General features: G+C 70.2%; 12 protein-coding genes. 7 read left to right on the top strand and 5 right to left on the bottom strand.

Annotated features, from left to right (window positions below; genetic code table 11):
• Nucleotides 1-6 precede the first annotated feature (6 nt).
• From efeB to OG194_RS23830, 4 genes are all read left to right on the top strand, one after another.
• On the top strand, nt 7-1,305 hold the full coding sequence (gene efeB, locus OG194_RS23845; RefSeq protein WP_327402855.1) for an iron uptake transporter deferrochelatase/peroxidase subunit: 1,299 nt from the start codon (nt 7-9) through the stop codon (nt 1,303-1,305).
• A 72-nt stretch (nt 1,306-1,377) separates the two neighbouring features.
• On the top strand, nt 1,378-2,310 hold the full coding sequence (gene pheA, locus OG194_RS23840; protein WP_327402854.1) for a prephenate dehydratase: 933 nt from the start codon (nt 1,378-1,380) through the stop codon (nt 2,308-2,310).
• A 540-nt stretch (nt 2,311-2,850) separates the two neighbouring features.
• Nucleotides 2,851-4,128 (top strand): serine--tRNA ligase, encoded by a 1,278-nt coding sequence (gene serS / locus OG194_RS23835; RefSeq protein WP_327402853.1) that lies wholly within the window; start codon nt 2,851-2,853, stop codon nt 4,126-4,128.
• Nucleotides 4,125-4,928, top strand: a complete 804-nt coding sequence (locus tag OG194_RS23830; RefSeq protein WP_327402852.1) for an HAD family hydrolase — start codon at nt 4,125-4,127, stop codon at nt 4,926-4,928. The genes serS and OG194_RS23830 overlap by 4 nt, the downstream gene beginning before the upstream one ends.
• Before the next feature lie 310 nt (nt 4,929-5,238).
• Here the strand turns inward: OG194_RS23830 and OG194_RS23825 are convergent, their stop codons facing one another.
• The 5 genes from OG194_RS23825 to OG194_RS23805 all read right to left on the bottom strand — a co-directional run bounded on the left by OG194_RS23825 (nt 5,239) and on the right by OG194_RS23805 (nt 9,087).
• Nucleotides 5,239-5,478 (bottom strand): SGM_3592 family protein, encoded by a 240-nt coding sequence (locus tag OG194_RS23825; RefSeq protein WP_327402851.1) that lies wholly within the window; start codon nt 5,476-5,478, stop codon nt 5,239-5,241.
• A gap of 79 nt (nt 5,479-5,557) precedes the next feature.
• Entirely contained in the window at nt 5,558-6,277 is a 720-nt protein-coding gene (locus OG194_RS23820; RefSeq protein WP_327402850.1) for an ABC transporter permease, read from the bottom strand.
• Nucleotides 6,278-6,288: 11 nt separating this feature from the next.
• The gene (locus tag OG194_RS23815; RefSeq protein ID WP_327402849.1) at nt 6,289-7,200 is read right to left on the bottom strand and encodes an ABC transporter ATP-binding protein; all 912 of its coding nucleotides are present in this window, start codon (nt 7,198-7,200) and stop codon (nt 6,289-6,291) included.
• Nucleotides 7,197-8,105 carry an ABC transporter permease gene (locus tag OG194_RS23810; RefSeq protein WP_327402848.1) on the bottom strand — a complete coding sequence of 303 codons (909 nt, stop codon included), beginning with the start codon at nt 8,103-8,105 and terminating at the stop codon, nt 7,197-7,199. Before OG194_RS23810 ends, OG194_RS23815 begins: the two co-directional genes overlap by 4 nt.
• On the bottom strand, nt 8,095-9,087 hold the full coding sequence (locus OG194_RS23805; RefSeq protein ID WP_327407184.1) for an ABC transporter ATP-binding protein: 993 nt from the start codon (nt 9,085-9,087) through the stop codon (nt 8,095-8,097). Before OG194_RS23805 ends, OG194_RS23810 begins: the two co-directional genes overlap by 11 nt.
• 246 nt (nt 9,088-9,333) lie before the next feature.
• Here OG194_RS23805 and OG194_RS23800 point away from each other — a divergent pair, with 246 nt between their 5' ends.
• The 3 genes from OG194_RS23800 to OG194_RS23790 are packed head-to-tail and all read left to right on the top strand — an operon-like array spanning nt 9,334 to nt 12,814.
• On the top strand, nt 9,334-10,176 hold the full coding sequence (locus tag OG194_RS23800) for a M24 family metallopeptidase (RefSeq protein ID WP_327402847.1): 843 nt from the start codon (nt 9,334-9,336) through the stop codon (nt 10,174-10,176).
• Nucleotides 10,173-11,930: an SDR family oxidoreductase gene (locus tag OG194_RS23795; RefSeq protein WP_327402846.1), complete on the top strand. Its 1,758-nt coding sequence runs from the start codon at nt 10,173-10,175 to the stop codon at nt 11,928-11,930. Before OG194_RS23800 ends, OG194_RS23795 begins: the two co-directional genes overlap by 4 nt.
• Nucleotides 11,927-12,814: a metal-dependent hydrolase gene (locus OG194_RS23790; protein ID WP_327402845.1), complete on the top strand. Its 888-nt coding sequence runs from the start codon at nt 11,927-11,929 to the stop codon at nt 12,812-12,814. Before OG194_RS23795 ends, OG194_RS23790 begins: the two co-directional genes overlap by 4 nt.
• The last annotated feature ends 74 nt before the right edge of the window (nt 12,815-12,888 follow it).

The following is a 12,888-nucleotide window of genomic DNA, read 5'->3' as shown; positions in this document are numbered from 1 at the left end:
CACGCCATGCCTGACCAGTCCATTCCCCAGGCCCGGACCGTAGAGGCACCTCCTGGGGAGGCCGTTTCCGAAAACACCTCCCCAGGGGAGGGCATTTCCCGCCGACGGCTCCTCGGTACGGCCGGTGCCACCGGGCTCGTGCTCGGTACGGCGGGCGGGGCCGTGGGGTACGCGTCCGCGCCCGCCGGGGCCACACCACTGACCTCGCTGGGCGAGGACATGGCAATGTTTCACGGGAAACATCAGCCCGGCATCACCGAGGGCCTCCAGGCGCGCGGTCATCTCGTCGCCTTCGACCTGGCGGCGGGCGCGAGCCGCAAGGAGGCGGCGGCCCTGCTGCGCCGCTGGTCGACGACCGCGCAGCGGCTGATGGCGGGCGAGGCGGCGGCGCAGGACGACACGGAGGTCGCCCGGGACGCGGGGCCCTCGTCGCTGACGATCACCTTCGGCTTCGGCAACTCCTTCTTCTCCCGTACGGGACTGGAGAAGCAGCGGCCTGTCTCCCTCGACCCGCTGCCCGACTTCTCCTCCGACCACCTCGACAAAACGCGCAGCAACGGCGACCTGTGGGTGCAGATCGGCGCCAATGACGCGCTGGTCGCCTTCCACGCCCTGCGCACGATCCAGAAGGACGCGGGCAGCGCGGCCAAGGTCCGCTGGCAGATGAACGGCTTCAATCGGACGCCGGGCGCGACGGCCCACAAGATGACGGCCCGCAACCTGATGGGCCAGCTCGACGGCACCCGCAACCCGAAGCCGGCCGAGTCCGACTTCGACAAGCGGATCTTCGTGCCGGCGTCCGGTTCGACCGACCCGGCGTGGATGGCGAACGGCTCCTACGCCGTCGTACGCCGTATCCGCATGCTCCTCGACGACTGGGAGAAGCTCTCGACCGGCGCCCAGGAGAACGTCGTCGGGCGCCACAAGTCCACCGGGGCGCCGCTGTCCGGGGGCGGTGAGACGACCGCGATGGACCTGGAGAAGACCGACGCGAAGGGCGCCCTGGTCGTCCCCATCAACGCGCACGCCCGGATCGCCCGGCCCGACCAGAACGGTGGCGCGGCGATGCTGCGGCGCCCGTTCTCGTACCACGACGGCATCGCCGCGGACGGCACTCCGGACGCCGGGCTCCTCTTCGTGTGCTGGCAGGCGGACCCGCTGCGCGGCTTCGTCACCGTGCAGCGGAAACTCGACCGCGGGGACGCCCTGTCGACGTACATCCGGCACGAGGCGAGCGGCCTGTTCGCGGTGCCGGGCGGGGCGGCGGAGGGCGAGTACGTGGGGCAGCGGTTGCTGGAGGGGTGAGGCCGTCGCCCTCACGAGTGGCTGGGCCAGGAAGCGTGCCCCGGGTCTCGCAAGGCCCATTAGGGTGAAGCCATGCCAGCCAGCTACGCGTATCTCGGCCCTGAGGGCACCTTCACCGAAGTCGCCCTGCGGACGCTGCCCGAGGCGGCCACCCGGGAGCTGATCCCGTACGTGTCGGTGCAGTCCGCGCTGGACGCGGTGCGCACCGGCGAGGCCGAGGCCGCGTTCGTGCCGATCGAGAACTCCGTCGAGGGCGGCATCACCACGACCCTGGACGAGCTGGTCGCGGGCGCGCCGCTGATGATCTACCGCGAGGTGCTGCTGTCGATCACCTTCGCGCTGCTGGTCAGGCCGGGCACGAAGATCTCCGACATCAAGACGGTCTCCGCGCACCCCGCCGCCCAGCCGCAGGTCCGCAACTGGATGAAGGCGAACCTCCCGGACGCCCTGTGGGAGTCGGCGGCCTCGAACGCGGACGCCGCCCGGCTGGTCCAGGAGGGCCGCTACGACGCCGCGTTCGCCGGTGAGTTCGCGGCCGCCCGGTACGGTCTCGAAGCGCTGGAGACCGAGATCCACGACGCGGAGAACGCGCAGACCCGGTTCGTGCTGGTGGGCAGGCCCGCCCGCCCGGCCGCCCCGACCGGCGCGGACAAGACCTCGGTCGTGATCTGGCAACGCGACGACCACCCGGGCGGGCTGCGCGACCTGCTGGGCGAGTTCGCCACCCGGGGCATCAACCTCATGCTGCTCCAGTCCCGTCCGACCGGCGCCGGCATCGGCAACTACTGCTTCTGCGTCGACGCCGAGGGGCACATCTCCGACCGTCGGGTGGCGGAGGCGCTGGCCGGGCTCAAGCGGATCTGTCTCCAGGTGCGCTTCCTCGGTTCGTACCCGCGCGCGGACGTCGGCGTGGACGGGGTGCGGCCGCTCTTCCCGGCCACCTCGGACGAGGAGTTCCTGGCCGCGGCCGACTGGGTCGCGCACTGCCAGGACGGCCGTTTCTGACCGGTACTACCTGCGTATCTTCGTTATCCACAGAAGTTATCCACAGGTCCGCTTCTCGACCTGGGGACAAGTCGACAACGAAGTGCGATCCAGTCGACAAATCTCCCTACAGGCCGCCCATGCGTCCACCGGCGCGTAGGTCACTCTTCGTCCACCTGTTTCCTTCGGGCAATCCTTTGGAGCGACGCATTTCCACCCGAAAGTGGGTGGGAGGTGCGTTTAGGACAGGAAATACCCGTCGCGCGAAACTCTTTGGAAATGATCGTTTTCGATGTCCACAGATCTTTCGCACACCCTGTGGATAACTCTTCCGGGATGTGGATTCCTGTGGACAACCGCGACCTCAAGTCCCGTTTCCCACAAGGGATTCGGGTCAACAGGCCGCCTCACGGCTGCCCCGTTCCAGGGAGCGGGACGCCTTTTCATTGACCCGCGTCGGCACGCGCGAACACTCTGCGCAATTACCCCATAACTGGACGTAAGCCATAGTTCGGAATACCGAGTCGTGAGCCGGAACTCCGCACCGGTAGCCTGTTCCGCGTGATTGACCTTCGCCTGCTCCGTGAGGACCCCGACCGTGTGCGCGCGTCCCAGCGCGCCCGTGGAGAGGACGTCGCGCTCGTCGACGCTCTCCTGTCCGCCGACGAGCGGCGCAGGTCGTCCGGCGTCCGCTTCGACGAGCTGCGCTCCGAGCAGAAGGCGCTCGGCAAGCTCATCCCCAAGGCCTCCGGCGACGAGAAGGCCGAGCTGCTCAGGAAGACGGGTCAGCTCGCCGCCGACGTCAAGGCGGCCGACGCCGAGCAGCACGAGGCGGACGAGGAGACCAAGCGCCTCGCGCTCCAGCTCGGCAACCTCGTGCACCCCGACGTGCCCGTCGGCGGCGAGGAGGACTTCGTCGTCCTGGAGACGCACGGCACGATCCGCGACTTCGCCGCCGAGGGCTTCGAGCCCAAGGACCACCTGGAGCTCGGCGAGGCGCTCGGCGCCATCGACGTCGAGCGCGGCGCCAAGGTCTCCGGCTCGCGCTTCTACTACCTCACCGGCGTCGGCGCCCTCCTGGAGCTGGCGCTCGTCAACGCGGCGATCGCGCAGGCCACGGAGGCCGGCTTCATCCCGATGCTGACCCCGGCGCTGGTCCGCCCGCGCGCCATGGAGGGCACCGGCTTCCTCGGCCAGGCCGCGGAGAACGTGTACCACCTGGAGAAGGACGACTTCTACCTAGTCGGCACCTCCGAGGTCCCCCTCGCCGCGTACCACATGGACGAGATCCTCGACGCGGAGAAGCTGCCGCTGCGCTACGCGGGCTTCTCCCCGTGCTTCCGCCGCGAGGCCGGGACGTACGGCAAGGACACGCGTGGCATCTTCCGCGTGCACCAGTTCGACAAGGTCGAGATGTTCTCGTACGTCCTCCCCGAGGACGCGGAGAACGAGCACCAGCGGCTCCTGGACTGGGAGAAGCAGTGGCTCACCGCCCTCGAACTGCCCTTCCAGGTCATCGACGTGGCCTCGGGCGACCTGGGTTCGTCGGCGTCCCGCAAGTTCGACTGCGAGGCGTGGATCCCGACCCAGGGCAAGTACCGCGAGCTGACCTCGGCCTCCAACTGCGACAGCTTCCAGGCCCGCCGGCTGTCCGTCCGCCTGCGCGACGGCAAGAAGGTCCAGCCGCTGGCGACGCTCAACGGCACTCTGTGCGCCGTACCGCGCACGATCGTGGCGATCCTGGAGAACCACCAGCTGCCCGACGGTTCCGTGCGCGTGCCCGAGGTGCTGCGTCCGTACCTGGGCGGCCGTGAGGTCCTGACGCCGGTCGCCAAGTGACGGCCGGCTTCCCGTACCGGCTGATCGCGACCGACCTCGACGGAACGCTTCTGCGCTCCGACGAGTCGATCTCGGCACGCACCCGTGACGCCCTCGCCGCGGCCACCGCGGCGGGCGCGGCACACATCGTCGTGACGGGCCGCGGGGTCCCCTGGACCCGGCACATCCTCGACGACCTCGGCTATGACGGCCTCGCGGTCTGCGGCCAGGGCGCGCAGGTCTACGACGCCGGGGAGCACCGCCTGCTGACGTCGGTCACCCTGGACCGGCAACTGGCCGGGGTGGCACTCGCCAAGATCGAGGCGGAGGTCGGCCCGCTGCACCTCGCGGCGAGCCGGGACGGCCTGGACGGCGAGGTGCTGGTCGGCGACGGGTACGCGCTGACGGGCGCGCTGCCGTCGACGCCCCTCTCGGACGTGTCCGAGCTGTGGGCCGCGCCGCTGAACAAGATCTACATCCAGCACCCGACCCTCACGGACGACCAGCTCGCCGAGGCGGCGCAGCTGGCCGCGGGCGGTTTCGTCTCGGTCGCGATGGCCGGCGCGGGTATCGTCGAACTCCTCCCGCTCGGCCTCACCAAGGCCACGGGGCTGTCCCTCGCGGCCCGCCGCCTGGGCCTGAAGTCCGCCGACACGGTTGCCTTCGGCGATATGCCCAACGACATCGCGATGCTCGCGTGGGCGGCGCACGGCGTGGCGATGGCCAACGCGCACGAGGAGCTCAAGGCGGTGGCGGACGAGGTGACGTCTTCGAACGAGGAGGACGGGATCGCGGTGGTGCTGGAGCGGTTGCTCGCGTAGGTGTGGGCAACCGCCCCAGCGCAGAATGCCCCCGGCAGCGGGGGCGAAAGGGAAGGCGGCCCACGCGATAATGAGTCGCGTGCTCGAAGCGGCCGCCCCGGGCAGCTCCCCGTGGTGGGCGACTCGACGGAGGGTAACTACTCCGGAGACCGCCGCGGGCTGCCCTGAAGGGAGTTGGACGTCCTGTCGTGCATCGACATCGTCCAGCTCCTCTCCCAGTCAGTGGCGCCGGCTGATCCGGCGTCGACACAACAACTGTGCCGGTACGCCGAGTTGGGCGCCACCGAATTAACCCGCGGCCGAACTGCCGCTACCGCCGCCGCCACTTCCGCCGCCGAGCCTTGCTGAAGAACCACCCAGCAGGCGGCTCGTCAGAGCGCCACGGCTGGGGCTCGGGGGACTCGGCACGCCAGCGCGCCGCGAGCATCCGCGCGCGGGCGGACGGCTCGGCCGTCTCGGCGGACCGTATGAAGTCGTCGTCCAGGACCAGCTTGTCCCAGCCGTCCCCGGACTCCGGCTGACCGCCGCCGTACGTCGCCTCTCCGGCCATCCCCGTTCCTCCTAGCCGTCCGTCCTCTTTGCCCAGTGTGCCCGGACAGAGATGAAGCCCCCGTCAAGATCAGGACCTGTCATTCCTCGCCGGCGAGCTTCAGCGAGCGCAGCTTCTGTCCGGCGAACCAGGTGGCTCCCGCGGTGACCGCGACGAGGAACACCGTGGCCGTGGTCAGTCCGACGTCCGAGGTGACGAGGTCTCCGCCTGCGACCTTGTGGGCGACGGCCAGGGACCACTGCTGGACGCTCAGCGTGCGGGCGCCGGCGACCAGGGAGCCGAACAGGGCTTCCCAGACGAGGGCGTAGACGAGTCCGAAGACCACCGCGTGCCGGGAGACCGTGCCGAGCAGCAGGAAGAGTGCCGCGTAGGCGATGGACGCGACCAGGGCGGCCACCGTGTAGGCGACGGCGATCTGCTGGCCGTTGCCGTTGAGGATGAGGCCGGCGATCAGCATGGGGACCGCCGAGAACACCATGGTGACGGCGACCGCCACGATCAGCTTGGTGAAGATGATCGTGGGCCGCTTCAGCGGCTTGGACAGCAGGTAGACCACGGAGCCGTCGTCGATCTCCGGTCCGATCGCGCCGGTACCGGCGATGACGCCGATGATCGGCACCATCGTGGCGAGGCCGAGCCCGCCCAGGACGTCGACCGCGGTCTGGTCGTCGGCGCCGGTGAGGCCCCGCACCACCACGGAGATCATGATCAGCAGGAAGGGCAGGGCGCCCAGGATGAGGGCCCGGCGCCGGCCGAGCAGGGCCCGGTAGGTGAGTCGGGCGACTGTGGGGTCGTACATCTCTTGGCCTCCTACGCCGCGACGAGATACGAGAAGACTGATTCGAGCGACTCGTCCGACGGCGAGACCGTGAGCAGCCGGATGCCGTGGTCCTTGGCCACCCGGGGCAGCAGGACCGTGAACCGGCCGAAGTCGACGGCCTGGATACGCAGCGCGCCCTCGGCCAGGTCGACCTCGATGCCGGACGTCGACGGGTCGGCGATCAGCGCGGCCGCGAGGGCGCGGTCGTCGCTGGAGCGGACCAGGTAGCGGTGCGGGCGGTCGGTCATCAGGCGGCGGATCTTGCGGAAGTCACCGCTCGCCGCGTGCCTGCCGGCCACCACCACCTCGATGTGCCAGGCGAGTTGCTCGACCTCTTCGAGGATGTGGGACGAGAACAGCACCGTGCGGCCCTCGTCGCCCATCCGCCGCAGCAGCTCCATGAGCTGCATGCGCTGGCGCGGGTCCATGCCGTTGAAGGGCTCGTCGAGGAGCAGCAGCGAGGGGTCGTGGACCAGGGCGGACGCCATCTTCACGCGCTGGCGCATGCCCTTGGAGTACGTGGAGATCTTGCGGTCCTGCGCGTACTCCATCTCGACCGTGGCCAGCGCCTTCTGGGCCGCCTTGGCGCCGAGGCCGTGCAACTCGGCGTTGGCGACGACGAATTCGCGTCCGGTGAGGAAGTCGTACATCGCCTCGCGCTCGGGGACGATGCCGATGTGCTTGTAGATCTGTTCGTTGCGCCAGACCTGCTGGCCGTCAAGGGTGACGGTGCCGGTGGAAGGGGCGAGGAAGCCGCCCATCATGTTGATGAGGGTGGACTTCCCGGCGCCGTTGGGGCCGAGCAGTCCGGTGACGCCGGGGCCGACGTTCATGGTGATGTCGTTGACGGCGACCACGTTGCCGAACCAGCGGGAGACGTGGTCGATGGAGAGCGTGGTCACAGGCCCACCTTCCGGTAGCGGCGGATCAGGAGGCCGTAGGTCGCGGCGATGAGGCCCAGGACGGCGAGGACGTAGACGACGCCTTCCGCGTGGCTGGGGCCGACGCCTCCGGGGAACGCCGAAGTCGCGCCCAGGAAGGCCGACTGGAGACCGTCGATGAGCGTGACGGGCGAGAAGAGGCCGATCCAGGGGATGGCGCTCGTGGAGTTCTGCGCGTCGGCGATCGCCTGGAGGGTGGAGACCGCGCCGGAGGAGATGGTCAGGACGGCGATGACGGCGGCGATGCCGAAGCCGCGGCGCGGGGTGACCGCGGCGATGACCAGGCCGATGCCGGAGAAGAGCAGCGAGAGGAGGGCCACGGAGACGAGTCCCTGGGCGAAGCCCTTGGTCTGGTCGGCGAAGTCCAGCTTGGCGAGCAGGGCTCCTACGTAGAGCACGATCAGCGGGGCCCCGGTCAGGATGAGCATGGCCGAGGCCAGGGCCGCGAACTTGGCCCGCACGTAGTCGGCGGTCTCGATCGGCCGTGAGAAGTACAGCGGCACGGTCTTGAAGCGCAGGTCGCGCGAGACCGACTGGGGTGCCTGCGAGGCGACGTAGAGGCCGATGACGGCCTGCATGATGATCGCGTAGCGCGTGTAGTCGACGGGCAGGTCCTTGGCCTTCGTGGCGACCGCGACGGCCACCATGATGGCCGCGGGCACGCACATGACCACGAACAGCAGCATCGGCAGCACCTTGGACTTCACCGAGCGGCCGAGGCCGTACGAGCCGCGCAGGGACTGCGAGTAGAGCGAGCGGCGGGCGTAGGCGCGGCCCAGGCGGGGGCCGTCGTAGTGGCGGTAGCCGATGTTGTGGATACGGGTCTGGTCGCCCGGCTGGGGGACCAGGGGCTGGTCAATTGCCATGGCCTACGGCCTCCTTCCGCTCTGCGTCGTGGCCGGCGCCCGTGTCGGTGCCGGTGTCGGTGTCGGTGAAGACCTCGGAGATGTGGTGCCTGCGCTGCTCCATGCGCACCAGTCCGATGCCGAGGTCCGCGATCACGTCCCGGACCACGTCGTACGTCTCCTCGCCCGTGGCCGTCAGGAGGAGGACGTGGCCCGCGCCGGGCAGGCCGCTGCTGTCGTGGGTGTCCACCCCGCGCGCGTGGAGCGCGTCGCGCACCGCGCGGCTTCCGTCGGGGTGGTCGTCGGTGTCGGTGACCTCGATCGCCAGGGTCGTCGTGATCTGGGTGAAGTCCGTGGTGGAGCTGGAACGCAGGAGCTTGCCGCCGTCGACCACGATGACGTGGTCGCAGGTGCGCTCCAGCTCGCCCAGCAGGTGCGAGGTCACCAGCACCGAGATGCCGAAGTCCGTGTGGATGCGGCGGATGAGGCCGAGCATCTCGTCACGGCCGACCGGGTCGAGGCCGTTGGTCGGCTCGTCCAGGAAGACCAGCTGCGGGTCGTGGACGAGGGCCTGCGCGAGCTTGACGCGCTGCTTCATGCCCGTCGAGTAGCCGCCGATGGGGCGGTAGCGCTCCTCGTACAGACCGACATGGCGCAGGGTGTCCGCGGTGCGCTCGCGGGCCGCGGTGGGCGGCAGGCCGGACATGCGCGCCATGTGGACGACGAACTCGGTGGCCGAGACGTCGGGCGGCAGACAGTCGTGCTCCGGCATGTACCCGACGCGCTCGCGGATGTCGGCACCCTTGGTGGCGACATCGAGGCCGAGCACTTCGGCTCGGCCCTCGGAGGCGGGGGACAGACCCAGCAGGATCTTGATCAAGGTCGACTTGCCGGCTCCGTTGGCACCGACGAGCCCCGTCACACCGGGGCCGACGTCCACGGAGAGCCGGTCAAGCGCGGTCACCCGTGGGAACCGCTTGCTCAGGCTTTCGGTCGCGATCACAGTCACGTCTACGAAGGTAGTGACGCGGACCACTGCGGTCGTCACCCCGCAGAGCTGTCCTCACGTCAGACTCCAGGCGTACGGGTCCGTAGGGGATGCCCCTACTTGAGAGCTACGCGACCGGCCCCCGCGGTTATCCACAGGTGGAGATCACGCCTATTGACGCAGCCTCTAACAACTGTCACATTCACGAGTGTCAAGTTACGAGCACGTACCGCAGTCGGTGTGGACAGGTGGGGCGGTGGCATGACTACGGCGGTGACACGCGAACTCTCCGCGGAACTGCGGGGGTTCAGGGAGGTCCAGCGGCTGGCGTACGAGTGCGCCGAGGCCGTCGCGGCCCGGTTGGAACCCGGGGTGACCGAGCGCGACGCGGCGCGGATGCAGCGGTCGTGGCTGCGCGCGCGGGGTGTGAGCGACTGGTTCCATCTGCCCTTCGCCTGGTTCGGCGACCGCACGGCGTTCACGGACTTCCGGGTGCCCTTGCAGTTCTTCCCCACGGGCCGCCGTCTTGAGCCCGGGATGCCGTTCATCCTGGACATGGCCCCCGTGTACAAGGGCTTCACGGCCGACATCGGGTATTCGGGCTCCCTGGGCGCCAACCCGGTGCAGGACCGGCTGATGGCCGACCTGGAGGCACACCGCGCGCTGCTCCTGCGCGAGGTGCGCGAGCGGCGCCCGCTGCGCGAGATCTACGAGGACGTGGACCGCCTCATGGTCCGCCAGGGCTACGCCAACCGGCACCGCGCGTACCCCTTCGGCGTGATCGCGCACAAGGTCGACCGGGTCGCCGAACGCCCTTGGTCCCCAAGGCTGTTCGGGTTCGGCACGCAGTCCCTGAAGGGCCTCGCGAGCGACGCGCTGCACGGCCACCGCGACGGCTGGTCGCCGCTCTGGTCGCCGTACCGCTTCTCGGACCATCCCCCGCACCCGGGCCTGTGGGCGGTCGAACCGCATCTCGGATTCCGGGGCACGGGCGCCAAGTTCGAGGAGATCCTCGTCGTCACCGACTCCGCGGACCCCGAACAGAGTGCCTTCTGGCTGGACGACGATCTGCCGCACGTGCGGCGCTGGGCGGAGGACAAGTGACGCTTGAGGGTGCGCGCGAGCGCTGGGTGCGGACGGGTGGAGTCGAGCTGTGCGTGGCCGAGTTGGGGGACCCCTCGCGCCCCACGGTCATCCTGGTGCACGGCTATCCCGACAGCAAGGAGGTGTGGTCCGAGGTCGCGTCCCGGCTCGCGGACCGCTTCCACGTCGTGCTCTACGACGTCCGGGGCCACGGCCGGTCGACGGCACCGGAGCCGCTGCGGGGCGGGTTCACCCTGGAGAAGCTCACGGACGACTTCCTGGCGGTCGCGGACGCGGTCAGCCCGGACCGGCCCGTGCACCTCGTAGGGCACGACTGGGGGTCGGTGCAGTCCTGGGAGTTCGTCACCGTCGAGCGCACGGTGGGCCGGATCGCCTCCTTCACGTCGATGTCCGGGCCCTCCCTGGACCACTTCGGGCACTGGATCAACAAGCGCCTGACCCGGCCCACCCCGCGCCGCGTCGGCCAACTCCTCGGCCAGGGCGCCAAGTCCTGGTACGTGTACCTGCTTCACACGCCCGTGCTCCCCGAACTCGCCTGGCGCGGCCCCCTGGGCAGGCGCTGGCCGAAGATCCTGGAGCGCGTCGAGAAGGTCCCCCGCGGCGACTACCCGACCTCGTCGCTCCCCACGGACGCGGCCCACGGCGCCTGGCTGTACCGGGACAACGTCCGCGCCAGGCTGCGCAGACCACGCCCCGACGCGTACGCGCACGCGCCCGTGCAGCTCGTCACGCCTCTGGGGGACGCGTTCCTGTCCGAGCGGCTCTACGACGAACTGGAGCTGTGGGCGCCGGGTGCGGTGCGCCACACGCTCCCGGCCAAGCACTGGATCCCGCGCACGCGACCCGATCAACTCGCCTCCTGGATCACGGAGTTCGTGACCACCCATGAGGGCGAGCGCCCCAGGTCGACGCCGGCGACCGGCAAGTACGTAGAGCGGTTCGGCGGGCAGCTCGTGCTGGTCACGGGCGCGGGCAGCGGCATCGGGCGGGCCACGGCGTTCGCCTTCGCCGAGTCCGGCGCGCGCGTGGTGGCCGTGGACCGGGACACGGAGAGCGCGGCCCGCACCGCCGAACTCGCCCGGCTGATCGGCGCCCCCGAGGCCTGGGCGGAGACGGTCGACGTCTCCGACGAGCAGGCCATGGAGAAGCTCGCCGCGAAGGTCGCCGCCGAGTACGGCGTGGTCGACGTCCTGGTGAACAACGCCGGAATCGGACTCTCCGGTTCCTTCTTCGACACCACCCCGGAGGACTGGAAGAAGGTCCTGGACGTCAACCTGTGGGGCGTGATCCACGGCTGCCGCCTCTTCGGGAAACAGATGGCCGACCGCGGCCAGGGCGGCCACATCGTCAACACGGCGTCGGCGGCGGCGTTCCAGCCGTCGAAGGCACTGCCCGCCTACAGCACCTCCAAGGCGGCCGTGCTCATGCTCAGCGAGTGCCTGCGCGCGGAACTGTCCGGCCAGGGGATCGGCGTCTCGGCGATATGCCCGGGCCTCGTCAACACCAACATCACCTCGACCGCGCACTTCGCCGGGGTCGACGCCGCCGAGGAGAAACGGCGCCAGAAGAAGTCCGCGCGGCTGTACGGGCTGCGCAACTACCCGCCGGAGAAGGTCGCCGACGCGATCCTGCGGGCCGTCGTACGCAACCAGGCCGTCGTGCCCGTCACACCGGAGGCGCGCGGCGCCCATCTGATGTCCCGGTTCGCCCCGCGCGCGTTGCGGGCGATGGCCCGCCTGGAGCCGCCGCTGTGACCTCCGCGCACGAGCACCACGCGATCGCCCCGCGCCGGGTCGCCTTCGACTGGTCGCGCACGCCCCTGCACTGGATCCCGGACGAGCCGACCGCCACCCACGTCATCAACGTGCTGCATCTGCTGCTGCCGGCGGGGGAGCGGTGGTTCGTGAAGGTCTTCAAGGAGGGCCTGCCGCTGGTCAGGGACCCCGAACTCCTCGCGGACGTCAAGGGGTTCATGGGACAGGAGGCCACCCACAGCGTCCAGCACGCGCACGTGCTGGACCATCTCGCGGCCCAGCGGCTCGACACGGCGGACTTCACCCGGCACGTCGACTTCCTCTTCGAACGGCTCCTCGGCGAACGCCCACCGCTCGGCGCGCCGGTGCCGGAGCGGGAGTGGCTGCGCTTCCGGCTGGCGGTCGTCGCGGCGATCGAGCAGTTCACGGCGGTGCTGGGCGACTGGATCCTGGCCGCCGAGGGCCTCGACCAGGCCGGCGCCGACGAGATCATGCTGGACCTGCTGCGCTGGCACGGCGCCGAGGAGGTCGAACACCGCGCGGTGGCCTACGACATGTTCCAGCACTGCGGAGGCCACGGCCTCCCCCGCTACGCCCGCCGCGTCGCCGGCATGGCGGTCACGGCGCCCGTGATGCTCTCCCTGTGGGCCTGGGGCACGGCCTACTTGATACGCCACGACCCCCAACTCCCCGTCCGCGTCCGCTATTCGCTTCCCGCACACAACAGGGCCGTACGCAAAGGCCTGCTGCCCACCTGGCGCTCACTCGGCGCGGCCGTCCCCCGCTATCTGCGCCGCTCCTACCATCCGTCCCGGGAGGGGTCGTTGAACCGGGCGGCCGAGTACCTGCGGAGGTCACCGGCGGCACGGGCGGGGGCTGCGTGAGGTCGGGGACGGGTGGGGCCAGGTCCGGTTCGGACTCCGGTTCGGACTCCGGCTCCCGCTCCGCTTCGAGTCCC

It is taken from the genome of Streptomyces sp. NBC_01288 (genome assembly GCF_035982055.1).
GTDB lineage: Bacteria > Actinomycetota > Actinomycetes > Streptomycetales > Streptomycetaceae > Streptomyces.
This window is presented reverse-complemented; position numbering and strand designations above follow the sequence as displayed.